Raw genomic sequence first — 25,410 nt, 5'->3', positions numbered from 1 at the left:
CCTACAGTGAAGGAGGCGAGGTCGTTTTCCTTTTGCGAGTGGTGTCATGGTTGCCCTGTTCCAACGCCTTGTCGGACGCACGCGGCATGAAGACCGTGCCGCGTGCGCACCGACCATCAGCCCCCGGCGCCCTGCGCGGGGCCCTGTGGATCATGTTGTTCTTTTGGATGGAACGCTTGGGTCGCTGAACCCGATGCGGCGCACCTCGATTGGGCTTCTTTACCTCTACCTACGCGGCAGCCTGCCGCGTGCCTCGCTGTATTATGGGCGGGGGCTGCGCTATCGCGCTTGGCGCGACCTTAAAGACGTTTGGCTGGGCTGGGGCGTCGAGGCGCAGATCATGCGGGCCTATGGCTGGCTGGCAATGCGCTACCGTCCCGGCGACCGGATTTTTTTGCTGGGTTATTCGCGCGGCGCTTTCGCGGCGCGTTCGCTGGCAGGGCTGATCGACAAGGTGGGCCTTCTGAAGGCAAGCGCGGCGACGGAACGCAACGTGCTGCAAGCTTGGCGCCACTACATGGCGGGCGTTGGTTCTGACGCTTTTCGTGAGAGAAACTGCCATCGCACAACGCGCATCGAGATGGTGGGGGTCTTCGATACCGTGGCAGCACTTGGCCCGCGTTTTCCATTTCGTACCGCAAGTAGCGCGGCGCGGGTCGATTTTCACGACCACGATCTAGGCCCCTCGGTTCGGCATGGTTTTCAGGCCTTGGCGCTGCATGAGACCCGGCAAGTCTTGGCGCCGCTCATGTGGAACCGTGAAGAAACCGGAGCGCATCGGATCGAGCAGGTTTGGTTTCGGGGCTGCCACGCCGATATTGGCGGACAACTGGCCGGGGAGGAGCGCGCGCGCCCGCTTGCCAATATTCCGCTGGTTTGGATGATGGAGCGCGCCGAGGGGCTTGGGTTGGAACTGCCCTTCAACTGGCGGGCCAATTTCCCTCGGGATGCCGCTGCGCCCTCGGTGGGCAGTTGGGGCGGTTGGGGGAAAACCTCGCTTTTGCGCGCGCCGCGGGTGGTGCATCGCTGTGCGTCCGAACGGATTCACGAAACCGCCTTGGCGGCGCGGCGCGAATGGTGGCTGAAAATCCTGCCGCTGCCGAAGCGTCAGCCCGGTGCGGCCATGACCAGACAAGTGGCCGTGCCAAGGGCATAGGTCTTGCCATCCTTGGTGCCGCGAATTTCGCCCCGCGCGACGCCGGTCGAGCGCCCAATATGTTCTAGCCGCCCCACGGCCACCACTTCGGTGCCCAAGGGAATGGCGCGCAGCATGTTGATTTTGAGTTCCAGCGTCGTTTGTACCTGACCGGGCTGAAGGCCGGTGATCACCGCGCATGTCAGGCAGGTATCCAATAAAACGCCGTACCAGCCACCATGCACGCCGCCAAAAGCGTTGGTGTGGTCGTGGTGCGGCAAGCCGGTCAGCTCCACCAGCCCCGATTCCACTCTGCTGATCCAGTAGTTACAGCCACGCGCAAAGGTGGTGGAGGGCACCTCGCCCGCCATCATCTTGCGCATATAGTCGAGCCCCGACATTTGCCCCACTTCGGAGAGCGGCAAAAAGTCTGTGGCGGTTTCAGCGAATTTCTGCGTGGTCATGGTGGCTCCCCTTTGACTTAGCCTGAACCGCGGCAGCCAAACGGAAAAGGGGGCCGAGGCCCCCTTTGAAAGTTTCGTTACGTCAGGTGCTTTCAGGCGACGTTTTCGAGCACGACACCGGGGTTGATACGCAGCGCGTGGCACACTTCGCGGGTCATCTCGGGGCGGTTGAGCGTGTAGAAATGCAGCTCATCCACACCACCAGCAACCAAATTGTCGCAAAGCTCAGTGCACAGCGCGGTCGCCAGAAGCTGTTCGCGCCCATCACGTGCGGCGGTTTCAAACGCCTCTTCGACCCAAGCGGGGATCGAGGTGCCACAGCGCTTGGCAAAACCCTTCGCCCCTTTCCACGATTGGATCGGCAAAATGCCCGGAATGATCGGCGCGGTGATCCCTTCTTTCACGCAGGCATCGCGGAAGCGGAAGAAGGTCTCTGCCTCAAAGAAGAACTGGGTGATCGCCGAGGTCGCGCCCGCGTCGATTTTGCGCTTGAGCCAGCGTACATCGGCCATCGGGTCGGTGGCTTCCGGATGCGGCTCGGGATAGGCGCCGCAGCGAATGTTGAAGCGGCCATCTTTCGCGAGCCATTCGATCAGTTCGACCGACGAGGCAAAGCCTTCGGGATGCGGGGTGAACCGATCAGCGCCTTTCGGCGGGTCGCCGCGCAGCGCGACGATCTCGGTCACGCCAACCTCGGCATAGGAATCGATGATCTCTTGGGTTTCGGCTTTCGTCGCGTCGACGCAGGTCAAATGCGCGGCGACATTGAGCCCGTAATGCTCGTGGATCGTTTCCACCGCATCATGGGTCAATTTGCGGGTCGTGCCGCCAGCCCCATAGGTGACCGAGGCAAACGTCGGGTTGAGAGGCGCCAGAACCTGCACCGTTTCCCACAGGCGGAACGACGCATCGAGGGTCTGCGGCGGGAAGAATTCAAAGCTGACTTTGGGCGTGGGCATGTGACTGTCCTTTCGTTATCCCCTTGTCTCATATCCGAGCATGTGAAACAAACTCATAAAGTTCAAGATGGTCTTGAGGTTGGTTCATAATGCACTTGGAGTTCCGTCATCTGCGCACGATCAAAGCGATCCATGACGCGGGTGGATTGGCCAAAGCGGCAGATATTTTGCACATCACGCAAAGCGCGCTGAGCCATCAGGTGAAGGGGCTCGAAGAACAAGCGGGGGTCGAGCTTTTTGCCCGCCGTTCCAAACCGTTGCGCCTATCGGCGGCGGGGCTGAAATTGCTTCGGCTTGCCGAACGTATCCTGCCTGAAATTGAGGCAACCGAGGCGGAATTTGCCGCGATCCGTCAAGGCCGTGTGGGGCGGCTTCACATCGCGATTGAGTGCCACGCCTGTTATGATTGGCTGTTTCCAGTGCTTGAGGCTTTTCGTCGCGCCTGGCCCGATATCGACATCGACATCCGTCCGGGACTCGCTTTCAACGCACTGCCCGCGCTGGCCCGCGAAGAGGTGGATCTGGTGATTTCATCAGACCCGGAGAAGCTCGAGGGCATCACCTTCAACCCGCTTTTCGACTATTCGCCCACCTTTATCGCGGCGGCGCATTCGCCGCTGGCCGAAAAGCCCTTTGTGGTGGCGGAAGACTTTGTCGATCAGACGCTGATCACCTATCCGATCGACCGCGCCCGGTCGGATGTGTTTTCGCTTCTACTGACTCCCGCGCGAGTGACGCCCAAAGCGCACCGCCAAGTCGAACTTACGGCGGTGATCTTGATGTTGGTCGCCTCGGGTCGTGGCGTTGCGGTGCTGCCCGATTGGGTGCTGCGCGAGGTGAAATATCAGCCCGATTACATCACCAAACCGGTGACGGAAAACGGCTTGACCAAGCGCCTCTATGCCGCGACCCGTGCCGAGGATATTGCGGAACCCTACATGGCGCATTTCCTGCGGCTCGCGCGGACAGAACCGGTCAAGCTGCAACGCGCCTGATGTAACGGGCACAATCTTGCGCGTGACGGGGGAGCCGGGGCGCGGTTAAATCGCGCCTTCACATCCCGCAGGGCTCCGATGACCGCTATTCCCCAGCCGCGCGCCGCCAGCGCGACCGTCTTCCCGATTCTTTTCGCGATTTCCGCCTGTCACATGCTCAATGATGTGATGCAGTCGATGCTGTCGTCGATCTACCCGATCCTGAAGGCAGATTTTGCGCTGGATTACTGGCAGATCGGGCTTTTGACGCTGGCCTTTCAGGGCACGGCCTCGCTGTTGCAGCCCGCGATTGGCATTTTTACCGATGCCCGCCCGCAGCCGTGGTCTTTGCCTGTGGCGTCGGTCTCCACCTTTGTTGGCGTGATGGGGCTCGCTTTCGCGCCCTCTTATGCGGCGCTGATCTTGGGGGCGATGTTCGTGGGCTTTGGCTCGGCGATCTTTCACCCCGAATCAAGCCGGGTGGCGCGCATTGCTTCCGGCGGGCGGTTTGGTTTGGCGCAATCTGTGTTTCAGGTGGGCGGCAATTTCGGCACGGCGATTGGCCCGCTTCTGGCCGCCTTCATCGTGTTGCCCTTCGGGCGGCCCTCGGTCGCGCTTTTTGGTGCGCTGGCGGTGATTGCGGGCATGATCCTCGTCCGCGTGAGCCGCTGGTATGCCGCGCATCTGAATGACCGCAAGCGCAAGCCCGTTGATAAAACCCTGCCCCTGCCGCGCAACCGCACCATCGCCGCGATCACCGTGCTGGTGATTCTGGTGTTCTCGAAAAACGTCTACATGGCCTCGCTTGGCTCTTATTACACCTTCTATCTGATCGAGAGTTTTGGTGTGGATACGCGGACCGCACAGCTGATGCTGTTCCTCTTCTTGGGCGCTGTCGCGGCGGGCACGGTGCTGGGCGGGCCAGTGGCAGACCGTTGGGGGCCGATGACGGTGATCTGGATTTCGATCTTGGGCGTGCTGCCCTTCACGCTGGCGCTGCCGCATGTGGGGCTCGCGGGGTCTGCGATCCTCAGCGTGCTGATCGGGCTTATTCTCGCCTCGGCCTTTTCCGCCATTGTTGTCTTTGCGCAGGAACTTTTGCCCGGCCGGGTGGGCATGGTGGCGGGCATCTTCTTTGGGCTGAGCTTTGGCCTTGGCGGGATTGCCGCCGCGGCCTTGGGCCTGATGGCAGACCATTACGGCATTCGCACCGTCTATCTGATTTGCTCTGCCCTGCCTGCGCTGGGGATCTTGACGATCTTCTTGCCCAAACGCATCGAATTCCTTGCCCGCTGACCCTCTTGGAATCTTTACCTCTGCCGTGTAAGGCAAGCGCTTGAACGCAAGGAGCCCCCCGATGCAAGGCAGTGCCAACCTCAACCTGATGATCAAGGCCGCGCGCAAAGCGGGTCGCTCGCTGGTGAAAGACTTCCGCGAGGTGGAAAACCTGCAAGTCTCGGCCAAAGGTCCGGGGGACTTCGTGTCGAAAGCCGACCGCGAAGCGGAGCGGATCATCAAAGAAGAGTTGCGCGGCGCGCGCCCGTCTTATGGCTGGCTTGGCGAGGAAACCGGCGCGGAAGATGGCGAAGATCCGACCCGCCGTTGGATCGTTGATCCGCTGGATGGCACCACCAACTTTCTGCACGGCCTGCCGCATTGGGCGGTGTCGATCGCCTTGGAACATAAGGGCGAAGTGGTTGCGGGCGTGGTGTTCGATGCTGCGAAAGATGAACTGTACTACGCCGAAAAAGGCCTTGGTGCCTTTATGAACGAAAGCCGTCTGCGGGTTTCCGGGCGTCGTCACATGATTGAGGCGATTTTTGCCACCGGCGTGCCCTTTGGCGGCCGCTCCACCCTGCCGGCGACGTTGCAAGATCTTGCGCGCCTGATGCCGGTTTGTGCGGGTGTGCGCCGTTGGGGCGCTGCGGCGCTTGATCTCGCCTATGTCGCCTCGGGCCGGTATGACGGCTATTGGGAGCGTGGCATCAATGCTTGGGACATGGCCGCGGGGCTGATTCTGGTCAAAGAAGCGGGCGGATTCGTCGGCCCGGTGCGCGAAGGCCGCGATATCTTCGAATCCGGTGCCGTGATCGCGGGCAACGCCGAACTTTACGAGCCTCTGTGCAAGATCTTGCGCGAAGCAGCCTGAACAAGGCGCGACCATAACGTGAACGAGGGACGAACAAAGCCGTTTCTCGTTCACCACTTGTTAGCCACATTATGACAGGCTGCCTGCATCACCAGAAGGGGATGCACCATGCTATTCAATGCTGCTTGGACGCTCGCGGGAACCGCTTTTTCGTCATTAACCACCAAAGAGCCGCTGTTCGCGCTGGAATCGGCGCTGGAAGAGATTGGCCGCGCCGCGCGTGACATTGCCTTCGTGGAAACCGCAGATGTGATCGCGCTGGGGCGCATCAAGGCGCTGCGCGACATGATCGCGGCGTGTCAGGATGAAGCCGAGATTGAAACCGATCAGACGGTGGCGATGGAACTTGCGGCGGCCGTTGATGGGCTGACCGAGGATTTGGCCTCTCATGAAGAAACCTTGCCGCTGGAACGCGCCTTTCGGGCGGATCAGCGCGATCAGGCGCTTGCCCGGATCGAGGCGGCGCAAGGTAAGCTGCGCGATTTCATTGAAACCAAAGGGCAAGAGGCACAGGTTTTTGACCCGGCCTTGACCCGCGAAGAGGTGGTGGAACTGGCGCAAGCCGCGCTTGCCCGCAGCCCCGAACAGATTATCGCCGCCGCAAGGCTTGAGGCAGAGGCGCGCTTTGCGGGCGCCCCGATTCCGATGCCAGAGCGCGCAACCTTTCATTTTACCCAGCCCGAAGGGTGGACAGCTTGGCTGGCCACTCGCATCGCCGAACGTGTCGGGCGCGATATGCCCGCCGATTAATCCCGCTTCGGGCTGACAAGGCCGCGCTGCACGGCGGGACGGGCCAAAAACCGCTCCAGATAGGCCGGGATGTTTGCCAAGGCGTCCCAGCCAACCAGATCGGTGGCTTTGTATCCGTCGCGCAGCGCGCGCAACCACGGCGCAATTGCCATATCTGCAATCGTATAGTCGCCGCAAATCCACTCTTTCCCGGCCAACGCGCCATCCAGCACCTTGAGCAGGCGCTCGGCCTCGGCGCGGTAGCGTTCTTTCGGGCGTGGGTCTTCGATTTCTTTGCCCGCATAGGCGTGGAAGAAGCCAAGCTGGCCGAGCATTGGCCCAAGGCCCCCCATCTGCCACATCAGCCATTGCAGCACCTCATAGCGCTGCGCTTGCGGCAGGAATTTCCCCGTCTTCTCGGCCAGATAGATCAAGATCGCGCCACTTTCAAAAAGCGGCATCGGCGCGCCATTTGGCCCATTAGGGTCAATGATCGCGGGGATCTTGTTGTTGGGGTTGAGAGACAGAAATTCCGGCGTCATCTGGTCATTGGTGTCGAACTTCACCAGATGCGGTTCATAGGCCAGCCCGCATTCTTCCAGCATGATCGAGACTTTCACCCCATTGGGCGTGGTCAGCGAATAAAGCTGGATCACGTCCGGGTTGGTGGCGGGCCAGCGCTGCGTGATCGGGAATTGCGTCAGATCGGTCATAATGCCTCCATTTTGCGCGAGCCTGCCCGAATTCGCCCATCGAATAAAGCGAACCAGCGCACAGCCCCTGTTCGGGGCTGCGCGCCCATCGGGTCAAAGCGTGAGCGCCTCTGAAGGGGGCAGATAGGGCAGGCCCTGCGCCTCGGCAACCGGGGCGCAGGTGATTTGGCCTGCGTGGACATTGAGCCCCGCCAGAAGATGCGGGTCATCCGCGCAAGCCTGCCGCCAGCCCTTATTGGCCAGCGCAAGCAAGAACGGGAGTGTCGCATTGCCAAGCGCTTGCGTGGCGGTGCGGGCCACTGCGCCGGGCATATTGGCGACGCAATAATGCACGATCCCATCGACTTCAAATATCGGGTCGTGGTGCGTGGTGGGGTGTGATGTTTCAAAACACCCGCCTTGGTCAATCGCCACATCCACCAGCACCGCGCCGGGCTGCATGGTGGACAGCATCGCGCGGATCACCAACTTGGGCGCGGCAGCCCCCGGCACCAAAACGGCCCCAATCACCAGATCGGCTTCCGCCACCAATTCGGCGGTCAGCGCGGCAGAGGCATAGCCGGTGCGGAAATCGCGCCCATAAACCTCATCCAAGTGCCGTAACCGGGGAAGAGAGCGGTCCAGAACGGTGACCTCTGCCCCCATACCGGCCGCGACGCGGGCCGCTTGCGTGCCGACCACGCCGCCACCAATCACCAGCACTTTGGCAGGCAAAACACCCGGCACGCCGCCCATGAGTACGCCGCGTCCGCCATTGGCTTTTTGCAGCGCCCAAGCCCCGACTTGCGGCGCGAGCTTCCCCGCAACCTCGGACATCGGCGCCAAAAGCGGCAGTCCGCCCATCCGGTCGGTCACGGTTTCATAGGCAATGCACGTTGCGCCAGAGGCGACCAGATCAGCCGTCTGCGCTGGGTCGGGGGCGAGATGCAGATAGGTGAACAAAACTTGGCCCGGTGACAGAAGCGCTCGCTCTTGTGGCTGTGGTTCCTTCACCTTCACCACCATCTCTGCCCCGCCCCAAACGCTCGCGGCATCGGCGGCAATCACCGCCCCTGCAGCGGTGTAATCCGCATCGCTATAGCCCGCCCCAAGCCCCGCGTCGGTTTCCACCAACACCGTGTGCCCATGCGCCACCGCCTCATGCACGGCATGGGGCGTCATGCCGACGCGAAATTCCTGCGGTTTGATTTCCTTCACGCAACCGATTTTCATGGCCTCTCCTCCCGTATCAGCTTTGTTTTAGTGTGCGCTTGGTTGCGGGAAAGGTTTGGTCAAATTTGCTTGCGAAACCGGCCTGATCGCGCGCATATCTGCGGGAAACCTGCCTAACCTTCGTAGAAAGTTGCGCCCTTATGAGCCTCGACGCTACAGATCGCCGGATTTTGACCGTATTGCAAAAGCAGGGTCGCATTTCCAACGCCGAGTTGAGCGAGCGGGTGAACCTGTCGGCTTCGGCCTGCCACCGACGGGTGCAGCGACTTGAGGAAGATGGCTATATCAAAGATTATGTCGCGCTCTTGGACAGTCGTCGTTTGGGGTGCCCGACCACGGTTTTCGTTGAGATCACGCTCTCTGGGCAGGCCGATGAGGTGCTGGAAGCCTTTGAGCGTGAGGTGAAGAAAATCCCCGATGTGCTCGAATGCCATCTGATGGCGGGGTCTGCAGATTATCTTCTGAAGGTCGTGGCCGAAGATACCGAAGATTTTGCCCGCATCCACCGCTCCAAACTGGCGCGCTTGCCGGGGGTGCAGGGGATGCAAAGTTCGTTTGCTTTGCGCACCGTGTTCAAGACAACGGCTTTGCCGATTTAAGCTTAGTCGCGCCAGAAGCGCGGCAACACCAGCACCAAAATCGCCAAAAGCCCCAGCCGCCCAAGCAGCATCGACAGGCTCATCAGCCAGGTCGCAAGGTCATTGTAATCGGCCATCGTTCCGGTGGCGGCGACGGTGGGGCCAATGCCAAAGCCGATATTCCCAATCGCCCCCCAGCTGGCAAACAGCGCGGAGGAAAAATCCACCCCCGTCATTGAGATCAGCACCGCAACGATGCCTTGGGTCAGAATGTATCCGGTGACGTGCAGGATCAGCGGGCCCATCGTGGCTTCGTCCAGCGGTTTGCCATCATAGCGTGGCAAAACCACCCGGTTGGGCGAGTGCAATTGCCGGATTGCGGTTTTGATCGCTTCCAGAACCACCTGCACCCGGAACACGGAAAGCGAACCAGAGGTGGAGCCGGTGCAGCCGCCCGACATGCCCACCAAGAACACCAGCACAAGCACAAAGGCGCCCCAAGCCTCGACCGAGGCGACGCCAAAACCAGTGCCAGTCAGGATCGAAACAAAGTTGAACGCCGTTTCGCGGAAGATCTGCTCAAAAGGCAGGTCTTCGTGGGCGTAGCGCCAAAGAACCGCCAGCAGCGTGTAGTAGAGAGACCATCGCAAGAAGGCGCGCACCTGTGAGTCGCGCCAAATCGGGGAAAGCTGCCCTTGAACGATCTGCACGAAGCGGATCAGCGGCAACCCGGCAAGCAACATGAAGATGATCGAGGCGTAATGCGTCGCTATGGGATAATGCGCAAAGCTTTGGTCTGAGGTTGCAAAGCCGCCAGTCGACATTGTCGTCATCGCATTGGCAATCGCGTCGAAGGTCTGCATGCCGCAGGCGACATAGGCCAGCGCACAGGCGATTGTCAGCACAGAATAAACCTGCAACAGCGCCAAGGCGATATCGGTGGCGCGAGGCAGCACCTTGCCGAAAGTGTCGAACCCCTCCGTCTGAAAAAAGCGCATCCCACCGATCCGCATCACCGGCAAAAAGATCATCGCGACAAAGGCGATGCCAAGCCCGCCGGCCCATTGCAGCATTGCCCGCCACAACAACACCGAGCGCGGCATCTCATCCAGATATTGGAACACGGTGTAACCCGTGGTGGTGAGCCCCGATGCAGCCTCGAAATAGGCATCTGTCAGGCTGACATCTGGCGCGCCATGGACGAAGGGGAGAGCCGCAAAAGCCGGGGCCAGCAGCCAGATCGCGGCGGTCAGCATATAGGCTTGGCGCAGCGATAGCGGCTGTGGAGTGTCGGTCCGGCTGGCGATGGACAAAAGCGCGCCAAAGAGCAGCGTCTCGACCGAGGATTGCAGCATCGCCATCCAGTTCGGGTCGGCGAGCAGGTAATCATAACCGGCGGGCAGCAGCATCGCTGCGCCCAGAGCCAGCAGAATGTGGCCGAAAATATAGAAGACGGGTCCGAAATCGGTCATCGGCACGAGCGATGCGCGGGCACGCGCGGGGACGCAACTCACGAAATCGTGAGCGAAGCCTTCTGCGCGCGCGAAAACCTCGCGTTAAGCCCTTGGCGCTAGGGTCGCGCGAGGAGATATCGATGCGACTCGAGCTTTTGGTCATAGCCTTCTCGGTTGTTGTGGGTCCGGTAGCGGCCCTTCTCGGCGCCGGGGCAACCGGCGCCGGACCATGGGTCATCGTTGTGCCCCCTTGGAAAGATGCGGAACTTTTGGCTGAGCGCGCGCAAGCGCGGCTGATCGGCCCCGTAGATGCGCCAATGGGGCATTTGGTGGCGCCGCTCAATGGCCAAACCGCCGCGACGGGTGCGGTGACACGGCTTGCTGCCGCGGGGGCTTGGGCCGTTGTCGATGCGGAAACGATCTTGGAATTGTGTGGAGTGGAATAACATGACGACGGCCAGCACAGATGCGGGGGCCACCGCACAACGATTGAAATTTTATCTCGTGGCCATTGTGGCCTGCGCCGTGTTGGTGACGGGCGTGGCCATTTGGGTCGGAACGGCGACCATCCCTGCCACCGCCATTGCGTGGGTTTTCGTCGGGGTGACGGTGCTTGGCTATCTGCGGGGCGACACCACCAGTGGGCGCACCTTGGTGGCGCAGGGCCTTGTGGGTCAGGCCATCGCCTTTACAGCGGCGCTTGCGGGCCACCCGTGGCAGATTGACAGCCACATGGTCTATTTCGCGGTGATGGCCGCCTTGGTCGCGATGGTCGATATTCGACCACTGATTTTCGCGGCAGCCACGATCGCGCTGCATCACCTGTCGCTTTCGGTGTTTGTGCCGCGGTTGGTCTATCCGAGCGTCGAGCTTTTGGTGAATATCGAGCGGACGGCCTTTCATGGCGTGGTTGTTGTGGTGGAAACCGCTGTACTTGTGGTGACGGTGCTGCATCGCAAGAAGATGGAAGCTTCGATCTCCGCGCAATTGGTCGATCTGCAAGCGCTTTCGGCGCAGGCTGAGGCGGCGCAACGGATCGCAGAAGAATCCGCGCAAAATGCTGAATTGCGCCAGCATGAGGCAGAAGAAGCGCTGGCCGAGGCCGAGGAAATGCGCCGCCAATCCGAAGAAACCGCGCGCAACGCGGCCGAGGCGAATACCCGTGCTTTGGAAGCCTCTGAGCGGCTGGCATCGGAGCGCAGCGAACATGCGCAGCATTCCGAAGAGGTCGTGGCGCAATTGCAAAACGCGCTTCGGATGCTTTCGCAAGGCGATCTTTCGGTGCGGCTCGCGCGGCTGGATGCCAACGAATACGGCACGCTGAGCGAAGACTTCAATCTTGCGGTTGAGCAACTCGCTGCCGCGATCGGTGTGGCCTTGGGCTGCGCAGAAGAGATCACCGCCCAAATCGGCGAGATCAATGGTGCGTCTGAGGAACTGTCTGAGCGCACCGAGAAACAGGCCCATGCGCTGGCCAATACCGCTGCGGCGATGAACGAACTTTCAAGCTCTGTGGGCTCTGCTGCCCAAATGGCGGGCTCTGCCGCCGATGCAGCGCAAAGCGCCGAGAAATTGGCGCGTGGCAGCACCGAGCTTGGCAGCGCCTCGATCCATGCGATGGGCGAGATCGAGCAAAGCTCGCATCAAATCGCCTCGATCACCTCGGTCATCGATGACATCGCCTTCCAAACTAACCTTCTGGCGCTCAATGCGGGCGTTGAAGCTGCGCGTGCGGGTGAAGCGGGGCGTGGCTTTGCCGTTGTGGCCTCGGAGGTGCGCGACTTGGCGCAACGCTCCTCGGCTTCGGCGCGTGAAATCTCGACCCTGATCCAATCGTCGGAGCGGCAGGTGAAAACTGGGGTGGAGCTGGTGAACCAGATGGTTTCCACGCTCGATGAAATCACCAAAGCGGTGGAAAACATCTCTTCCCGCGTGGGTGAAATTGCCCGCTCCGCCGAGGAACAATCGCGCGCGCTGACAGACATCAACGGCTCGGTCGAGCAACTCGATTCGGTAACGCAGCAAAACGTGGCGATGTTTGAAGAAACCACAGCCGCGAGCCGCGTGCTGAATGGGATGGCCGCACAATTGCGTGATGCCACCGCCCATTTCCGGCTTGAGGCGCAAGCGGCGCAGCATCGCGCCGCCTGATCCGCGCCACAGTTTTGAAAAAGCAAAACCCCCGACGGCGATGCCTCGGGGGTTTACTCTGCGGGCGAACCCGCCAGCGTATTCAAACGCCTGTGTCTTAGAGCGCGCCTTCGCGCTGGGCCTTCTTACGTGCCAGTTTACGGGCACGGCGGATGGCTTCGGCTTTCTCGCGCGCTTTCTTCACGGACGGTTTCTCGAAATGCTGCTTAAGCTTCATTTCACGGAAAACCCCCTCGCGCTGAAGTTTTTTCTTCAGGGCACGAAGCGCTTGTTCGACGTTGTTGTCGCGAACGCTGACCTGCATGTGGTGTCACCACCTTCCTAAGTTTGAGTTGCATCGCTTTGCAGGAAGCGGCCATATAGCAAAGGGAAAGGCATTTGTCTACTCTTGCCGCACTAGGGAAAAGCGATGAAAAACGACCATTTGGAAGTGTCGCGCCTGCGCGCTGACCTGCTTGACGCGATTGAACCGCATGTGCCCTTTGATGGCTGGTCGGAGCCGGCTTTCCAATCGGCAATTTCGGACCTTGGAGTTGATCCGGCGCTGGCGCGCTTGGCTTGCCCGCGCGGGGCTGTTGATCTGGCGGCGGAATATCACCGCGCCGCCGACCGCGCCTTGGCGAAAGCCTTGGAAGAGGCCAATTTTGAAGGGATGCGCTTTCGCGATAAGGTCGCGACCGCTGTTCAGATGCGCTTTGACCTTGTCGACCGTGATCTGGTGAGCCGGGGCGCTTCGGTCTTTGCCTTGCCGCAAAACGGGGTGATGGGCGCGAAGCTCGTTTGGGAAACGGCGGATCTCATTTGGCGCGCGCTTGGCGACACGAGCGAGGATTACAACTGGTATTCGAAACGCCTAACGCTTTCGGGGGTGATTTCTTCGACCACGCTGTTTTGGATTGGCGATGATAGCGAAGGCCATGCCGAAAGCTGGGCGTTCTTGGATCATCGGATCGAAAACGTTCTGGCGCTTGATAAGGTCAAATCCGGCCTGATGAAGGTGCCGGGGCTGAAAAACGTTCTCGAAAATCTGCGCCCGCCGTGCCGCATGGCCGCGCCCGGTCGCTATACGGGCGAGGAACCGGCATGAGTGTGCCGCAGCAAATGCAATGTATCGAAATCGCGGCGCCCGGTGGCCCCGAGGTTTTGAAGCTTGCCAGCCGCGCTGTTCCGGTGCCGGGGCCGGGGGAATTGCTGATTGAGGTCGCTTGGGCAGGCGTAAACCGCCCCGATGCGCTGCAACGGGCAGGCGCCTATAAAGCGCCGCCAAGCGCATCAGACCTGCCGGGGCTGGAATGTTCGGGCATCGTCGCGGCCGTCGGCCCCGAGGTGACAGGGTGGCAAGTGGGTGATGCGGTATGCGCGCTTTTGCCCGGTGGCGGCTATGCCGAATATGCAACCTGCCCGGCGGTGCATGCCCTGCCCATTCCGCATGGGGTGAGCCTGCGCGATGCGGCTTGTTTGCCCGAGACTTGCTTCACCGTTTGGTCCACCGTGGTGATGCGCGGCGGGTTGAAGGCGGGGGAACGGTTTTTGGTGCATGGCGGCTCGTCCGGGATTGGCACCACCGCGATCCAAATTGCCACTGCGCTTGGTGCGCGGGTCTGGGCCACGGCGGGCAGCGCCGAGAAATGTGCCGCCTGTGATGCCCTTGGCGCCACTGCCATCAATTACCGCGAGGTCGATTTTGTGGAGGTGTTGCGCGCTGAGGGCGGCGCGAACCTTGTGCTTGATATGGTCGGCGGCAGCTACATTGCCCGCAATATCAAGGCAATGGCCGATGAGGCGCGGATGGTCTTCATCGCGTTCTTGGAAAGCCCCAAGGCCGAGTTGAACTTTGCCCAGATCATGCTGCGCCGCCTGACCATCACCGGGGCCACGCTGCGCCCGCAATCTGATGCCGCCAAGGCCGAGATCGCGCGGCAATTGCAAGCTGAGGTGTGGCCGATGGTGGAGGCCGGCAAGCTCAAAGTGGTGCATGACAGCACCTATCCGCTTGCCGAGGCGGCGGCGGCCCATGCGCGGATGGAGACGAACGCCCATATCGGAAAGATCGTTTTGAAGGTTCGCTAGAGCCTTCTCCAACCGAGGGAGGAGAAAATGACCAAAGGACGTTTTACCCTGCTCGACGGGTTTCCCGCCGATGTTCTGGCGGTGGAGGCGCATGGGCGGATCGACCATGATGCTTATGTAGAAGATCTGATCCCGGCGGTAGAGGAACGCCTTGCCGCTGCGGGTCGGCTCAAATTGCTTTACGCGCTGGGGGCGGATTTCGAGGGGTTCACCGCAGGCGCGATGTTTGAAGATGGCAAGGTCGGGCTGTTGCATCTGGCCGATTTTGCCCGCATCGCGGTGGTGAGTGATGTGGCTTGGATCTCTGCGGGCGTGCGTCTTTTTGCGCCGCTGATCCGCTGCCCGGTGCGCACTTTCCCGCGTGCCGAAATGGCTGAGGCGCGGGTTTGGATTAGCGCCGATCCGGAGCGGGCAGGTGGGCCCGAAGTGGCCGCGGATCAAAAGCTTATGATGCTCGAAGATCGCGAGCCGCCTGCCAGCTAAGTTTTAGCGCACTCGTTCCATCAGCGCGTCTGTCATCCGGCAGTCGCGCGTCACATCCGTGCCGCAGGCGCGGGGAGTAAGGTCTTTGTTTAGGCAAATCCGCACCTCGTCGATGCGGCCCTGATCGCAAGTCACGGTCACCATATCGGGGCGAAGGTTTGGATTGGCCTCCAAAAACGCCTCTTCCACCACTTTGGCGGGCAGGCGCACATCTTTGGTGAGCTGTTGAAAGACCCACGGGACGGTGACGCTTTCATAGGCCGCGCGGGCCTGTGCGAAGTAATCTGTCGCGGAAAGCCCTGCGCAGCGGCCATGTTTCTTCCATTGATACCAGGCCGCGCCGTCAGACCCCATAATGTCTTCCATCGCCGCCGTTTGCGCGCGCGAGGGGTTGCGCGCCGTGGTGCGGCAATAGCTGGGCCAGCCGCTTTCATATTGCGGCCAAAGCCCGTGCAAAACGAAATGCGCATCATTGGCCGGGTCGCATTGCGCGGCATCGCGGCCTGCGCCCTCGGTCGCACACCAGCCCGGCGCCCAACTGAGCGAAAGAACGTAATAGTCAAAATCGCCCGCTTGCTCGCCTTCGGCCCAAGCAGGCATGGCCAAAAGCGCGGCGCATGCAATCGCTAAAACGCGCATTTTCTCTTTCCTCCGCGCGGTTTCGGGCCTATATAGGCCGACAATTCCCCACCAGAAATGGACCGCGGCCGGGGGGAAGCCCAGGCCGCAGCCGGTTTCACGGCTCGGGTAAGATTTGTAAAGGATGGCCCCGATGACGAACAAGCCCCTGATGGCAAAGGCCACGGCCGTTTGGCTGGTGGACAATACCACGCTCAGCTTCAAGCAGATCGCTGATTTCTGCGGCATGCATGAACTTGAGGTGCAAGGGATCGCCGATGGTGATGTGGCGGCGGGCGTGAAGGGCCAAGACCCGGTTGCCGGCAACCAACTCGACGCGAAAGAGATCGAAAAGGGCGAGAAAGATCCGCTCTATAAGCTGCGTCTCAAGTTTAACGCGGCGGCTGTGGGCGAAGACAAGCGCCGTGGCCCGCGCTACACGCCGCTGTCGAAACGCCAAGACCGCCCGAACGCGATCCTGTGGCTGGTGAAATTCCACCCTGAATTGGCCGATGCGCAAATCGCGCGTCTGGTGGGCACGACCAAGCCGACCATCGCGTCAATCCGCGAGCGGACGCACTGGAACATCGCCAATATGACCGCGATCGACCCGGTGGCTTTGGGCCTGTGCCGCCAGTCGGAACTCGACAGCGAAGTGCAAAAAGCCGCCAAGAAACGCGCCGCCGAAGGCGTGATGAGCGATGACGAGCGCCGGAAATTGGTCTCGACCGAGCAAAGCCTTGGCATGGATACCGAGCCGCGCCTGCCCGGTGCGATTGCGGAGCTTGAAGGCTTCACCCTTGGTAGCGGGTCGTCGAATGCCGATGACGAGCCGAAAGAAGACCCGAAAGACTTCTCGGATGCCGATAGCTTCTTCAACCTGCCGCATGGCGATGATGAAGAGGATGACGAGGAAGACAGCGGCCCGATCCGCTAAGCTGCCTCAAACGGTAAGTTTTGAGCCCTTCCGCGATGCGGGAGGGCTTTTCTTTTGCTCGCATGACTTGCCCAACAAAAAAGGCGCCCCGAAAGGAGTGCCTTTTCTAAAGCCTAGAAGGGCCAATCAGTCTTTGGCGCGCTCAACATAGGAGTTATCGGCGGTGTTGATGATGATCCGGGTGCCCACACCGATATGCGGCGGCACCATCACGCGAATGCCCCCGGTGCATTGCGCGGGCTTGTAGCTCGACGAGGCGGTTTGGCCTTTGACCACCGGCTCGGTCTCTTCCACTTCGACCGTCACTTTTTGCGGCAGTTCGATCGACAGCGCCACGCCTTCATGCAGCAGCAGCCAAACGCGGATGCCGTCGCGCAGGTGCACTTTGGCATCGCCGATCACGTCTTCACCCACGGTGAGCTGTTCGTAGTTTTGCGGGTTCATGAAGTGATAGCCTTCGCCATCTTCATAGAGGAAATCGAATTCCTCTTCATCCACGTGGGCTTTTTCGACCGAGTCCACGGTGCGCCAGCGCTCTTGCACCTTCACGCCATCCGAGATGCGGCGCATCTCGACTTGGGTCACCGAGTTGCCCTTGCCGGGGTGAATGTTTTCGGCGTTGATAACGACGTGCAGCACGCCGTTGAGGTCGATCACGTTGCCCTTACGGATCGAGGAAGCGATCACTTTAGCCATTGTCACGGTCCTATATGTCAAAAGCAGGCTCTGGCGCCCGGATGGCGAAGCGCCTAAACCAATACGAGCCCTATTTCCAGTAAAAAGCCCTGACCATGTCTTCGACCCCTTGGTGGCACCCTGACCGTCATGCCGACCGCAGGCCCGCGCTTTTGGCGCGGGCGCGTATTCAAGCGGCGCTGCGCCGCTGGCTGGAGGGGGAAGGGTTCCTTGAGGTGGACCCGGTCGCGCTTCAGGTCAGCCCCGGGAATGAGGCCCATCTACATGGTTTTGCGACCACGGCGATTGGCAATGATGGCGCCCCGGTCGAGATGTTCCTGCATACCTCGCCTGAATTTGCGATGAAAAAGCTGCTTGCCGCTGGGGAGCGCCGCATCGCCGCCTTTGCCCATGTGTGGCGCAACCGCGAGCGCGGCGCGCTGCACAGCCCCGAATTCACCATGCTCGAATGGTATCGCGTCGGCGAAGATTACACGGTGCTGATGCAAGATTGCGCCGCGATGCTGCGTCTTGCGGCAGAGGCGGCGGGCAGCACGCTTTTGCGCTATAAGGGGATTGAGTGCGACCCGTTTGCGGAGCCTGAGCGGCTTTCGGTCGCGGAGGCGTTTGAGCGTTATGCGGGGCTTGATCTTCTCGCTACTTGCGGCTGTGGCGGCATCACCGATGCTGAGGGGCTGCGCGATCAATGCCGCGCGGCGGGGATTGAGGTTGGCGATGCCGATACATGGTCGCTGATTGTCTCCAAGGTGCTGGTGGCGCAGGTGGAACCGCATCTGGGTCACGGGCGTGCGACGATCTTAGACCGTTACCCCTTGGCAGAGGCGGCCTTGGCCCGCCCGGCCCCCGATGACCCGCGCGTGGCGGAACGGTTTGAGCTTTACGCCTGCGGGGTGGAACTGGCCAATGGCTTTGGCGAATTGACCGATGCAGATGTTCAGCGCGCGCGCTTTATGGCTGAGATGGATGAAAAGCAGCAGCTTTACGGCGAGCGCTACCCGATTGATGAAGATTTCTTGGCCGCTCTTGCGCATATGCCGGCCGCCTCGGGCATTGCGCTGGGGTTTGACCGGCTCGTGATGCTCGCCACCTCGGCGCCGCGCATTGATGATGTGATCTGGACGCCGGTCTCGGATCAGATCGCGTAGACCTGCAACACCTCAAGCGGCACGACTTCGAGCGTGCGCTGATGCGTGCATTCCAGCACGACTTGCGGCGCGCAGCCCTCGTCATGCGCCTCAAGGAACCGGCCCGCGCAGAGGCACCAGCGCTCGCCGGGTTTGAGGCCGGGAAAGGCGAAATCGGGGCGCGGGGTGGTGAGGTCATTGCCGATATAGCTCGACCACGCCAAAAACTCGGCGGTCAGCACCACGCAGACCGTGTGCAGCCCGTGGTCTTCCCAACAGGTGTTGCACGCGCCATCGCGGAAGAAACCGGTCATCGGCGAGACCGAACAGGGCTGCAAGGCGCTGCCCAGAACATTGACCGATTTATCCTTTTCCATCGTCTCTCCCTCAGTGCGCAGCCTGCGCGATGCGTCGAAAGAGCGCAAGGTTTTCATCGGTCACGCCTTCGGTATCAAAGCCCCTGTCGGCGGCGTTGACCGCAATCACCATCCGCGCGGCGGGGTTGACGTAGATATATTGGCCGTAAATGCCTTGGGCCATGAAATCACTGCCGAAGCGGGCATTGTCTTTGGGCACCCACCATTGGAAGCCATAGCCTGCGCCATCGGCGGCTTGATGCGATGTTGAGGTGCTGACCCAAGTCTCTGGTACGATTTGGGCCCCGTTCCAAAAGCCCTTTTGCAAGAACATCTGGCCAATGCGGGCATAGTCGCGGGTGCGCATATTCAGCCCGCCCAAAACAAAACCCGTCCCGTCGCCATCAACCAGCATTTCAGGGGCAGCTTCCAGCCCCATCGGCGCGATGATCCGCTCTCCCATCAAATCCACCGGGTCGCGCCCCGTGGCACCCGCAATCACCATGCCCAGCACATGCGTATCAATCGAAACATAATGCATATGACTGCCCGGCGGATGCGCGCGGGTTTGGAGCGAGGCCGCGAAATCATCCATCGAGCCACCAAGCGCCAGCACCCGGCCCATGCGATTGATGTCGCTGTTGAAATCCATGTAATCCTCGTTGAACCCCACGCCCGAGGACATGGTCAGCACATCGCGGATGGTCGCGCCGTCATAAGCAGAGCCTTTCAGCGCGGGTACGAAACGGACCACCTGAGCATCAAGATCAGGGATCGTGCCATCTTTGTGCAAGGTGCCAAACAGCGCCGACAGAACCGATTTCGCCATCGACCAAGAGATCCGCAGGTCTTCTGGCCCGGTGCCTTGGTGATAGCTTTCATGCACGATGTGACCGTCGCGCAAAATGACGAGCGCGGTCACGGCGCGTGCTTGCAGCCAATCCGCCATTTCTGGGGGGAGCGGCATTTCCGGGCCGGGGGACAAGGCCGAAACCGGGCCGGGGCCGCGGTCGAGCACTCGGTAGTGGAACAGCCGATCCATATGCGAGAAATTCGTGACGATGCGTTCTTCTGAGAACAGCGAATTCACCGCCAAAAGACGGGTGATCTCTTCATGCTTGAGCGCGGCAAGGCCCGCAACCAGCACCAAGACCACCACCAAAGCGCGCAGGAATATCCGCAAAAACCGCCGCATCTGTGCCCCCCTCGCCGCAAAGGCGGCTGGACGCACGAAACCATGCCCTGCACACAAGAACAAGCGGCGGCACATGTGCCGCCGCGTCAGTCGCTTGCGCGAAAGATCAGTAGATGTAGCGGATTTGATCCGACCAATAGCGCTCCATGCGGCGCAGGGTGCGGTTCATTTCATCCATCGCGTCGAGCGTGATGACATTGCGGTCATCCATTCCCTTGGCGTGGCGCTCAAACAGAGCGGTAACGGCCGTGCGCAGGTCCACCCCTTTGGGCGTCAGCTTTACGCGCACCGAGCGGCGGTCAATCTCGCAGCGCTGGTGGTGCATATAGCCCGTTTCCACCAGCTTCTTCAGGTTGTAGCTCACATTCGAGCCCTGATAGTAGCCGCGCGTTTTGAGTTCGCCTGCGGTCACCTCATTCTCGCCGATGTTGAACAACAACAGCGCTTGAACGGGGTTGATCTCGAGAATACCGAGCCGCTCGAACTCATCTTTGATCACATCCAGCAACAGCCTGTGCAGCCGCTCGACCAGCGAGAGGCTGTCGAGGTAGCAGGCCATCATTCCGGGGGCGGCGCCTTCTTCCGCATTGGGCGCTTTCATCGGGGTTTGAAACGTCATTCCTTACTCCGCCATCCTCGCTTCCTTGAGAGGCAAATTGACGGAAAAACCCCAAGATAGGGTTAAGGGGTTCTGACTATGATGCCTTTCACAACGAATTTGCGAAGATTGTACGACTAATTTTTGCCGTGCCGTTCGCGGGCAAAGGTGCCGATAACACCCAGAATTTCAACATATTGGGGCGGGCAGGGCATCGCCCCCGAAATCCAGGGATAAAGATCTTGGTCATTTTCTTCGAGCAGCTGATCATAAAGATCGAGCATCTCAGGATTTAGACCTTCCAGTTCAGAATCAGCCCAAGGGCCGAGAATCAGGTCCATTTCGCGGATACCGCGGCGCCAACTGCGCATCCGCATCCGCCGCAATCTCGCGTCCCGTGTTTCGCTCATGGCTGGCCTCCGTTCGAAAATGCGTTGCCTCTGCCTTGCACTTGCATCCTGCCCCGTCAAGCGCAACCGCCCTTGTTTCAACCGCTTGAACGGTGTCTCGGCCAAGCGTAGAGAGGGGCGATTTGAATCTGGAGCCCCGAACATGGCCTTTCTGTCTGACACGCTTGCGCGCGTGAAACCCTCGCCCACCATTGCCGTCACCAACAAGGCGCGCGAATTGAAAGAGGCGGGGCGCGACGTGATCGGCCTTGGGGCGGGCGAACCGGATTTTGACACGCCCGAGAACATCAAACAGGCGGCGATTGCGGCGATTGCGGCGGGGGAAACCAAATACACCGCTGTTGATGGCATTCCAGCGTTGAAAAAGGCGATCTGCGCCAAGTTCGAACGTGAAAATGGGCTGCGCTATACGCCCGCGCAAATCACCGTCGGCTCGGGCGGCAAGCAGGTGCTTTATAATGCGCTCGTGGCCACGCTGAACCCGGGTGATGAAGTGATCATCCCCGCGCCTTATTGGGTGAGCTACCCGGATATGGTGCTGCTGGCGGGTGGCACCCCTGTCTTTGTCGAAGGCAAGATGGAGGCGGGCTATAAGATCAGTGCCGCCGATCTGGAGGCCGCGATTACGCCGAAGACCAAATGGTTTATCTTCAACTCGCCGTCCAACCCTTCGGGCGCGGCCTATACCCGTGATGAGCTCAAAGCGCTCACCGATGTTCTGATGCGGCACCCGCATGTTTGGGTGATGTCGGATGATATGTATGAACACCTTGTGTTTGGCGATTTCACCTTCACCACGCCCGCGCAGGTGGAGCCGGGCCTTTATGACCGCACGTTGACCTGTAACGGGGTGTCGAAGGCTTATGCGATGACCGGCTGGCGCATTGGCTATGCGGGTGGCCCGGTGGAGCTGATCAAGGCGATCGGCAAGGTGCAGTCGCAATCGACCTCGAACCCCTGTTCGATCAGCCAACATGCGGCGGTGGAAGCGCTTAATGGTCCGCAGGAGTATATCGCGCAAAGCCGCGTGGCCTTTGAACGGCGTCGCGATCTGGTGGTGGCCGCGCTCAACGCTTGCCCCGGCATCACCTGCCCCACGCCCGAAGGCGCATTTTACGTCTATCCTTCGATTGCGGGGCTGATTGGTAAAACCTCCAAGGGCGGCGTTGCGATCACCGATGACGAGGCCTTTGCCTCGGCGCTTCTGGAAGAAACCGGGGTTGCGGTTGTCTTTGGGGCGGCCTTCGGCCTTTCGCCCGCGTTTCGCATCAGCTACGCTACCTCGGACGCAGCGCTGAGCGAGGCTTGCGCGCGCATTAAAGCCTTCTGCGAAGGGCTGCACTAAGGCCGCAAGGCCTGCGGGGAGAATTGAATGGCTGGCGATCTGCCGGAGTACTACTTCCGGATTCGTGAAAATGGCGCGGCGGTGTTCAAGGTTGATACCGAGAACCGCCAACGTCGCATCGAGATGGATCAGATCGCCGTCGTCAATATCAAGAACGGTGAAATCAAGCCGCAAGGCGAGCGTAAACTCTCGGCCGATGATCTGCGCGAGATCGAAGGCTGGATGGCAAAGCGGCTCGCCCTGCTGGCGCAGCGCGATATCGATGATATTTTGCGCGCCGTTGATTACCTGAACCTGACCACGCAATGGGTGCAATCGAAAGCCACCGATGAGCAGTTGGAAGAGGTGACGGATTCTTTGCTGCTTGCCATGCATGATCTGCGCTCGGTCTTGGTGCGCAAAAAAGCCGAGCGGATGTTGAAATCCATCCCTGAAAGCGAGCGCTAAGCGTAGCCTTTATGCCGTGGCCACCAGCCACGCGCCGCGCCAGAAGCGACGGATCAAGGTGACCCCCACACAAGCAAGGCCAATCACAAGGCCAAGCCAAAGCCCTACGCCGCCCAACCCCAGTGGGAAGGCGAGTACATAACTTGCCGGAATGCCAATCAGCCAATAGCTGACCGTGGCCACAACCATTGGCACCCGCGTGTCATGCACCCCGCGCAACAGCCCCAAAGCCATCACCTGCGCAGCGTCAAAAAGCTGAAATAGCGCAGCCACAGCAAGTAGTTTTGCACCAAAGGCCAAAATCGCGGGGGCGGCAGGGTCTGTATTGTCGATAAAAAGCCCCACCAATTGTTGTGGGAACCCAAGGAAGGCCGCAATCGTCAGAGCCGCCATGCCGAAAGAGAGGATCAGCGCGGCCTTTGCCACGGCGCGCAGCCGGTCGGTATCCGAGGCGCCAAAGGCGTGGCCCACCCGCACCGTCGCCGCATTCGAGAGCCCCATGTGGATCATGAAGGTGAGCGAGGCGAGTTCTAGTGCGATCCCATGCGCGGCCAGTTCATGCGTGCCGATCCAGCCCATCATCAGCGCCGAGGCTTGAAATAGCCCGGCTTCGGACAGGTGTGTCAGCCCCGCAGGCAAGCCAAGCCGGATCAGCACAAAAAGCGCCTGCCAATCGGGCCGCCAAAACCGCCCGAACAGATCGACCGACCGCAACTTCGGATGCTTGGCGGCATAAAGCGCCAACAGGCCCGCCGTGCTGATCTGCACCATCACAGAGGCGAGCGCCGCCCCCCGCACGCCCATTTCTGGCGCGCCAAAATGGCCAAAAATAAAGGCCCAGTTGGCCATCACATTGACCACAACACCCCAAAACGTGGCCCACATCACCGCTTGGGCACGCTCTTGCGCGCTCAGATACGCGCGCAACGCCGCCACCACGAGCGCGGGCACCATGCCCCACATCGCGACCGACAGATATTGCTGTGCGAGCGCGGAAAGATGTGGGTCTTGCCCGAGGGCGAGCAAAATCGGCTCCGCTGCCGCCATGATCGGCATCACCGCGCAGCCATAGCCAATGGCGATCCAAAGCCCCATCCGCGCATCGCGGCGCAATTGCACCGGGTCATCGCGGCCAATGGCGGCGGAGATCCTCCCCATCAGCACATAGGAAAACCCCGAGCCGAGGATGAAGAGGAAAAAGAAGAAAGACGAGCCCAGCACCACAGCGGCGAGTTCGGGCACGCCATACCAGCCCAGCATGATCGTATCGGAAACATGCAGCAGCATCTGCGCGATATTGGAGCCCACCATCGGCAGGCCCAACCACAAAAGCGCACGCATATTGACGGCAAGGCCGGACGACCGCACCACCGGAGATTTGACTGTCTGGTTCATGAACGGACGCTATCTTAGGGGAAGAACCGCGTCCAGATGGCTCAACCGCGGCGACGACCGGTAATCATCGGGGTCACAAGGTCTTCGCGTTTCCAGACCTTGTAGAAATAGATCGCGCCCACATGCAGGGCGATCAGGGCCAACAGCACCCAGCCCAGTTTGTGGTGCCAGCCAAGCGCCATACGCGGCCAGCCATCGGGCAGGTAGGGGGCAAGCGGGCCAATGTTCAGATAGTCATCCGGGTCGGTGCAAAGCCCGGTCAGCACTTGCAAGAACAAGACCACCATCATCGCAACAACCGACCAGCCGCCCAAGGGGTTATGCCCTTCGGCATGGCTTGGATTGCGCGAAGGCAGGGTCAGCAAATAGCGCACCACCGAAATAGGCCCGCGCACAAAATTGCCGAAACGGGCGTTCTTTGTGCCCACAAAGCCCCAAATCAGCCGGATCGCCAAAAGCGCCAAGACCGCATAGCCAAGGTAGAAATGCAGCGTCATTTCCAGCGGCCCGAAATGGCCCAGCACAAAGGCCCCGGCCACGCACAAAAGCAAGGTCCAGTGGAACACCCGCACCAGCGGGTCCCAGATCATCGGCGGTTTGGTGGCGGTCGTCGCGGTGGTGTCGGCGGGCATCTGTGTCTCGGTCGGCTATCGGTTGAAAGAAAAGGGCGGGAGTTTCCTCCCGCCCGGCTGTGCCTTATTCCGGCACGCGGTAATCGTCGTGGCAGGCTTTGCAGGTGCCTCCGAGGGTTTTGAGCGCAGCGCCAAAGGCGGCAGCTTCGCCGGTGTCGGCAGCGGCGATCAGCTCGGCGCCCGCAACATGCATGGCTTTGGCTTTGGCGCCGAAGTCGTCCATGTTTTCCCAGATCGAAGCTTTGGCTTCGCTTTCGCCCGGGAAGTCATCGGCCGAGGTGCCCGGCGCGAACAGCGGGCCGGCATCGGTTTCGAGGATCGCGGCGAGTTTCGCGGCTTCGGCCTTGGCGGCCTCCGCGTCGTAGGATTTGGCAACGCCCGACATGGCCTTCATGGCACCGCCGAGCGATTTGAAATAGGCGTGACGCGCTTTCACGGTTTCCATGCCGTCGGCATAAGCCGCCGTGCCCAGAACCAGTGCCGCGACCGGAAGCGTAAGAAGAATTTTCCGCATGTAACATCTCCTGTGGGAAGGCGAGGTTTTACCTCACGTGGGTGTTCTACGAACGAACTGTGTCATTCCGTC

At 60.7% G+C, this 25,410-nt stretch carries 30 protein-coding genes; 15 read left to right on the top strand and 15 right to left on the bottom strand.

The window, feature by feature from the left end:
* Positions 1-145: 145 nt before the first annotated feature.
* Positions 146-1,156, top strand: a complete 1,011-nt coding sequence (locus CRO18_RS03290) for a DUF2235 domain-containing protein (protein WP_249275975.1) — start codon at positions 146-148, stop codon at positions 1,154-1,156.
* On the opposite strand, the gene CRO18_RS03285 is transcribed toward CRO18_RS03290, so the two are convergent.
* A complete protein-coding gene (locus CRO18_RS03285; protein WP_097081037.1) occupies positions 1,108-1,599 on the bottom strand; it encodes a PaaI family thioesterase in 492 nt (163 codons plus the stop codon). The genes CRO18_RS03290 and CRO18_RS03285 overlap by 49 nt on opposite strands.
* A 92-nt stretch (positions 1,600-1,691) precedes the next feature.
* The gene (gene metF, locus CRO18_RS03280) at positions 1,692-2,558 is read right to left on the bottom strand and encodes a methylenetetrahydrofolate reductase [NAD(P)H] (protein WP_097081036.1); all 867 of its coding nucleotides are present in this window, start codon (positions 2,556-2,558) and stop codon (positions 1,692-1,694) included.
* Between the two features lie 89 nt (positions 2,559-2,647).
* Here metF and CRO18_RS03275 point away from each other — a divergent pair, with 89 nt between their 5' ends.
* From CRO18_RS03275 to CRO18_RS03260, 4 genes are all read left to right on the top strand, one after another.
* Positions 2,648-3,553 (top strand): LysR family transcriptional regulator, encoded by a 906-nt coding sequence (locus tag CRO18_RS03275; protein WP_076485119.1) that lies wholly within the window; start codon positions 2,648-2,650, stop codon positions 3,551-3,553.
* 78 nt (positions 3,554-3,631) lie between these two features.
* Positions 3,632-4,828 carry an MFS transporter gene (locus tag CRO18_RS03270; RefSeq protein WP_076485120.1) on the top strand — a complete coding sequence of 399 codons (1,197 nt, stop codon included), beginning with the start codon at positions 3,632-3,634 and terminating at the stop codon, positions 4,826-4,828.
* 61 nt (positions 4,829-4,889) lie between these two features.
* On the top strand, positions 4,890-5,681 hold the full coding sequence (locus CRO18_RS03265) for an inositol monophosphatase family protein (protein WP_076485121.1): 792 nt from the start codon (positions 4,890-4,892) through the stop codon (positions 5,679-5,681).
* Between the two features lie 108 nt (positions 5,682-5,789).
* Positions 5,790-6,431, top strand: coding sequence for a hypothetical protein (locus tag CRO18_RS03260; RefSeq protein WP_097081035.1), 642 nt, complete (start codon positions 5,790-5,792; stop codon positions 6,429-6,431).
* Here CRO18_RS03260 and CRO18_RS03255 read toward each other — a convergent pair.
* Positions 6,428-7,123, bottom strand: coding sequence for a glutathione S-transferase N-terminal domain-containing protein (locus tag CRO18_RS03255; protein ID WP_097081034.1), 696 nt, complete (start codon positions 7,121-7,123; stop codon positions 6,428-6,430). The genes CRO18_RS03260 and CRO18_RS03255 overlap by 4 nt on opposite strands.
* A gap of 93 nt (positions 7,124-7,216) precedes the next feature.
* Positions 7,217-8,335: an alanine dehydrogenase gene (ald, locus tag CRO18_RS03250; RefSeq protein WP_097081033.1), complete on the bottom strand. Its 1,119-nt coding sequence runs from the start codon at positions 8,333-8,335 to the stop codon at positions 7,217-7,219.
* Between the two features lie 140 nt (positions 8,336-8,475).
* On the opposite strand from ald, the gene CRO18_RS03245 reads away from it, so the two are divergent.
* Positions 8,476-8,934, top strand: coding sequence for an Lrp/AsnC family transcriptional regulator (locus CRO18_RS03245; RefSeq protein WP_076485125.1), 459 nt, complete (start codon positions 8,476-8,478; stop codon positions 8,932-8,934).
* A gap of 2 nt (positions 8,935-8,936) precedes the next feature.
* On the opposite strand, the gene CRO18_RS03240 is transcribed toward CRO18_RS03245, so the two are convergent.
* Positions 8,937-10,385, bottom strand: a complete 1,449-nt coding sequence (locus CRO18_RS03240) for a TrkH family potassium uptake protein (RefSeq protein WP_076485289.1) — start codon at positions 10,383-10,385, stop codon at positions 8,937-8,939.
* A 122-nt stretch (positions 10,386-10,507) separates the two neighbouring features.
* Between CRO18_RS03240 and CRO18_RS03235 the strand changes: the two genes are divergently transcribed.
* The gene (locus CRO18_RS03235; protein ID WP_097081032.1) at positions 10,508-10,813 is read left to right on the top strand and encodes a hypothetical protein; all 306 of its coding nucleotides are present in this window, start codon (positions 10,508-10,510) and stop codon (positions 10,811-10,813) included.
* 1 nt (position 10,814) lies between these two features.
* Positions 10,815-12,518, top strand: coding sequence for a methyl-accepting chemotaxis protein (locus CRO18_RS03230; protein ID WP_170952545.1), 1,704 nt, complete (start codon positions 10,815-10,817; stop codon positions 12,516-12,518).
* 97 nt (positions 12,519-12,615) lie between these two features.
* Here the strand turns inward: CRO18_RS03230 and rpsU are convergent, their stop codons facing one another.
* Positions 12,616-12,822 carry a 30S ribosomal protein S21 gene (gene rpsU, locus CRO18_RS03225; protein ID WP_010398727.1) on the bottom strand — a complete coding sequence of 69 codons (207 nt, stop codon included), beginning with the start codon at positions 12,820-12,822 and terminating at the stop codon, positions 12,616-12,618.
* Between the two features lie 105 nt (positions 12,823-12,927).
* Between rpsU and CRO18_RS03220 the strand changes: the two genes are divergently transcribed.
* From CRO18_RS03220 to CRO18_RS03210, 3 genes are read left to right on the top strand one after another with little or no spacing between them, the layout of a single operon-like run.
* The gene (locus CRO18_RS03220; protein ID WP_097081030.1) at positions 12,928-13,605 is read left to right on the top strand and encodes a COQ9 family protein; all 678 of its coding nucleotides are present in this window, start codon (positions 12,928-12,930) and stop codon (positions 13,603-13,605) included.
* Complete coding sequence (locus CRO18_RS03215; RefSeq protein WP_097081029.1) at positions 13,602-14,588, top strand: NAD(P)H-quinone oxidoreductase; 987 nt, start codon at positions 13,602-13,604, stop codon at positions 14,586-14,588. The genes CRO18_RS03220 and CRO18_RS03215 overlap by 4 nt, the downstream gene beginning before the upstream one ends.
* A 27-nt stretch (positions 14,589-14,615) precedes the next feature.
* Positions 14,616-15,071, top strand: coding sequence for an STAS/SEC14 domain-containing protein (locus CRO18_RS03210; protein ID WP_097081028.1), 456 nt, complete (start codon positions 14,616-14,618; stop codon positions 15,069-15,071).
* Positions 15,072-15,074: 3 nt separating this feature from the next.
* On the opposite strand, the gene CRO18_RS03205 is transcribed toward CRO18_RS03210, so the two are convergent.
* Positions 15,075-15,710, bottom strand: coding sequence for a ribonuclease T2 (locus CRO18_RS03205; RefSeq protein WP_097081027.1), 636 nt, complete (start codon positions 15,708-15,710; stop codon positions 15,075-15,077).
* Between the two features lie 133 nt (positions 15,711-15,843).
* Between CRO18_RS03205 and CRO18_RS03200 the strand changes: the two genes are divergently transcribed.
* Positions 15,844-16,626, top strand: coding sequence for a DUF1013 domain-containing protein (locus tag CRO18_RS03200; protein WP_076485132.1), 783 nt, complete (start codon positions 15,844-15,846; stop codon positions 16,624-16,626).
* Between the two features lie 126 nt (positions 16,627-16,752).
* Here the strand turns inward: CRO18_RS03200 and efp are convergent, their stop codons facing one another.
* Positions 16,753-17,322 (bottom strand): elongation factor P, encoded by a 570-nt coding sequence (gene efp / locus CRO18_RS03195; RefSeq protein WP_076485133.1) that lies wholly within the window; start codon positions 17,320-17,322, stop codon positions 16,753-16,755.
* 95 nt (positions 17,323-17,417) lie between these two features.
* Between efp and epmA the strand changes: the two genes are divergently transcribed.
* Positions 17,418-18,467: an EF-P lysine aminoacylase EpmA gene (gene epmA / locus CRO18_RS03190; RefSeq protein ID WP_097081026.1), complete on the top strand. Its 1,050-nt coding sequence runs from the start codon at positions 17,418-17,420 to the stop codon at positions 18,465-18,467.
* Here epmA and CRO18_RS03185 read toward each other — a convergent pair.
* From CRO18_RS03185 to CRO18_RS03170, 4 genes are all read right to left on the bottom strand, one after another.
* Positions 18,455-18,823, bottom strand: coding sequence for a DUF2237 family protein (locus CRO18_RS03185; protein WP_076485135.1), 369 nt, complete (start codon positions 18,821-18,823; stop codon positions 18,455-18,457). The two genes, epmA and CRO18_RS03185, sit on opposite strands and share 13 nt — an antisense overlap.
* A gap of 10 nt (positions 18,824-18,833) precedes the next feature.
* Positions 18,834-19,997: a serine hydrolase gene (locus CRO18_RS03180; protein ID WP_097081025.1), complete on the bottom strand. Its 1,164-nt coding sequence runs from the start codon at positions 19,995-19,997 to the stop codon at positions 18,834-18,836.
* 106 nt (positions 19,998-20,103) lie between these two features.
* The gene (locus tag CRO18_RS03175) at positions 20,104-20,598 is read right to left on the bottom strand and encodes a MarR family winged helix-turn-helix transcriptional regulator (RefSeq protein ID WP_097081109.1); all 495 of its coding nucleotides are present in this window, start codon (positions 20,596-20,598) and stop codon (positions 20,104-20,106) included.
* 134 nt (positions 20,599-20,732) lie between these two features.
* The gene (locus tag CRO18_RS03170) at positions 20,733-21,005 is read right to left on the bottom strand and encodes a succinate dehydrogenase assembly factor 2 (protein WP_076485138.1); all 273 of its coding nucleotides are present in this window, start codon (positions 21,003-21,005) and stop codon (positions 20,733-20,735) included.
* Positions 21,006-21,147: 142 nt separating this feature from the next.
* Here CRO18_RS03170 and CRO18_RS03165 point away from each other — a divergent pair, with 142 nt between their 5' ends.
* Both CRO18_RS03165 and CRO18_RS03160 read left to right on the top strand, forming a co-directional pair.
* Positions 21,148-22,350 carry a pyridoxal phosphate-dependent aminotransferase gene (locus CRO18_RS03165; protein ID WP_076485139.1) on the top strand — a complete coding sequence of 401 codons (1,203 nt, stop codon included), beginning with the start codon at positions 21,148-21,150 and terminating at the stop codon, positions 22,348-22,350.
* 27 nt (positions 22,351-22,377) lie between these two features.
* Positions 22,378-22,797 (top strand): hypothetical protein, encoded by a 420-nt coding sequence (locus CRO18_RS03160; protein WP_076485140.1) that lies wholly within the window; start codon positions 22,378-22,380, stop codon positions 22,795-22,797.
* A gap of 9 nt (positions 22,798-22,806) precedes the next feature.
* Here the strand turns inward: CRO18_RS03160 and CRO18_RS03155 are convergent, their stop codons facing one another.
* From CRO18_RS03155 to CRO18_RS03145, 3 genes are all read right to left on the bottom strand, one after another.
* Complete coding sequence (locus tag CRO18_RS03155; RefSeq protein WP_097081024.1) at positions 22,807-24,192, bottom strand: MATE family efflux transporter; 1,386 nt, start codon at positions 24,190-24,192, stop codon at positions 22,807-22,809.
* A 41-nt stretch (positions 24,193-24,233) separates the two neighbouring features.
* Entirely contained in the window at positions 24,234-24,824 is a 591-nt protein-coding gene (locus tag CRO18_RS03150) for a cytochrome b/b6 domain-containing protein (protein ID WP_097081023.1), read from the bottom strand.
* 64 nt (positions 24,825-24,888) lie between these two features.
* Positions 24,889-25,338, bottom strand: coding sequence for a cytochrome c (locus tag CRO18_RS03145; protein WP_097081022.1), 450 nt, complete (start codon positions 25,336-25,338; stop codon positions 24,889-24,891).
* Positions 25,339-25,410 lie beyond the last annotated feature (72 nt).

It is taken from the genome of Rhodobacter sp. JA431 (genome assembly GCF_900217725.1).
GTDB lineage: Bacteria > Pseudomonadota > Alphaproteobacteria > Rhodobacterales > Rhodobacteraceae > Rhodobacter > Rhodobacter aestuarii.
Note: the sequence above shows the minus strand (reverse complement) of the source record. Positions and strands in the feature narration are given on the sequence as shown.

Coding starts and splice junctions, on each gene's coding strand:
- CRO18_RS03285 (WP_097081037.1), bottom strand. CDS start 1,599: ATGACCACGCAGAAATTCGCTGAAACCGCCACAGACTTTTTGCCGCTC.
- metF (WP_097081036.1), bottom strand. CDS start 2,558: ATGCCCACGCCCAAAGTCAGCTTTGAATTCTTCCCGCCGCAGACCCTC.
- CRO18_RS03275 (WP_076485119.1), top strand. CDS start 2,648: ATGCACTTGGAGTTCCGTCATCTGCGCACGATCAAAGCGATCCATGAC.
- CRO18_RS03270 (WP_076485120.1), top strand. CDS start 3,632: ATGACCGCTATTCCCCAGCCGCGCGCCGCCAGCGCGACCGTCTTCCCG.
- CRO18_RS03265 (WP_076485121.1), top strand. CDS start 4,890: ATGCAAGGCAGTGCCAACCTCAACCTGATGATCAAGGCCGCGCGCAAA.
- CRO18_RS03260 (WP_097081035.1), top strand. CDS start 5,790: ATGCTATTCAATGCTGCTTGGACGCTCGCGGGAACCGCTTTTTCGTCA.
- CRO18_RS03255 (WP_097081034.1), bottom strand. CDS start 7,123: ATGACCGATCTGACGCAATTCCCGATCACGCAGCGCTGGCCCGCCACC.
- ald (WP_097081033.1), bottom strand. CDS start 8,335: ATGAAAATCGGTTGCGTGAAGGAAATCAAACCGCAGGAATTTCGCGTC.
- CRO18_RS03245 (WP_076485125.1), top strand. CDS start 8,476: ATGAGCCTCGACGCTACAGATCGCCGGATTTTGACCGTATTGCAAAAG.
- CRO18_RS03240 (WP_076485289.1), bottom strand. CDS start 10,385: ATGACCGATTTCGGACCCGTCTTCTATATTTTCGGCCACATTCTGCTG.
- CRO18_RS03235 (WP_097081032.1), top strand. CDS start 10,508: ATGCGACTCGAGCTTTTGGTCATAGCCTTCTCGGTTGTTGTGGGTCCG.
- CRO18_RS03230 (WP_170952545.1), top strand. CDS start 10,815: ATGACGACGGCCAGCACAGATGCGGGGGCCACCGCACAACGATTGAAA.
- rpsU (WP_010398727.1), bottom strand. CDS start 12,822: ATGCAGGTCAGCGTTCGCGACAACAACGTCGAACAAGCGCTTCGTGCC.
- CRO18_RS03220 (WP_097081030.1), top strand. CDS start 12,928: ATGAAAAACGACCATTTGGAAGTGTCGCGCCTGCGCGCTGACCTGCTT.
- CRO18_RS03215 (WP_097081029.1), top strand. CDS start 13,602: ATGAGTGTGCCGCAGCAAATGCAATGTATCGAAATCGCGGCGCCCGGT.
- CRO18_RS03210 (WP_097081028.1), top strand. CDS start 14,616: ATGACCAAAGGACGTTTTACCCTGCTCGACGGGTTTCCCGCCGATGTT.
- CRO18_RS03205 (WP_097081027.1), bottom strand. CDS start 15,710: ATGCGCGTTTTAGCGATTGCATGCGCCGCGCTTTTGGCCATGCCTGCT.
- CRO18_RS03200 (WP_076485132.1), top strand. CDS start 15,844: ATGACGAACAAGCCCCTGATGGCAAAGGCCACGGCCGTTTGGCTGGTG.
- efp (WP_076485133.1), bottom strand. CDS start 17,322: ATGGCTAAAGTGATCGCTTCCTCGATCCGTAAGGGCAACGTGATCGAC.
- epmA (WP_097081026.1), top strand. CDS start 17,418: ATGTCTTCGACCCCTTGGTGGCACCCTGACCGTCATGCCGACCGCAGG.
- CRO18_RS03185 (WP_076485135.1), bottom strand. CDS start 18,823: ATGGAAAAGGATAAATCGGTCAATGTTCTGGGCAGCGCCTTGCAGCCC.
- CRO18_RS03180 (WP_097081025.1), bottom strand. CDS start 19,997: ATGCGGCGGTTTTTGCGGATATTCCTGCGCGCTTTGGTGGTGGTCTTG.
- CRO18_RS03175 (WP_097081109.1), bottom strand. CDS start 20,598: ATGAAAGCGCCCAATGCGGAAGAAGGCGCCGCCCCCGGAATGATGGCC.
- CRO18_RS03170 (WP_076485138.1), bottom strand. CDS start 21,005: ATGAGCGAAACACGGGACGCGAGATTGCGGCGGATGCGGATGCGCAGT.
- CRO18_RS03165 (WP_076485139.1), top strand. CDS start 21,148: ATGGCCTTTCTGTCTGACACGCTTGCGCGCGTGAAACCCTCGCCCACC.
- CRO18_RS03160 (WP_076485140.1), top strand. CDS start 22,378: ATGGCTGGCGATCTGCCGGAGTACTACTTCCGGATTCGTGAAAATGGC.
- CRO18_RS03155 (WP_097081024.1), bottom strand. CDS start 24,192: ATGAACCAGACAGTCAAATCTCCGGTGGTGCGGTCGTCCGGCCTTGCC.
- CRO18_RS03150 (WP_097081023.1), bottom strand. CDS start 24,824: ATGCCCGCCGACACCACCGCGACGACCGCCACCAAACCGCCGATGATC.
- CRO18_RS03145 (WP_097081022.1), bottom strand. CDS start 25,338: ATGCGGAAAATTCTTCTTACGCTTCCGGTCGCGGCACTGGTTCTGGGC.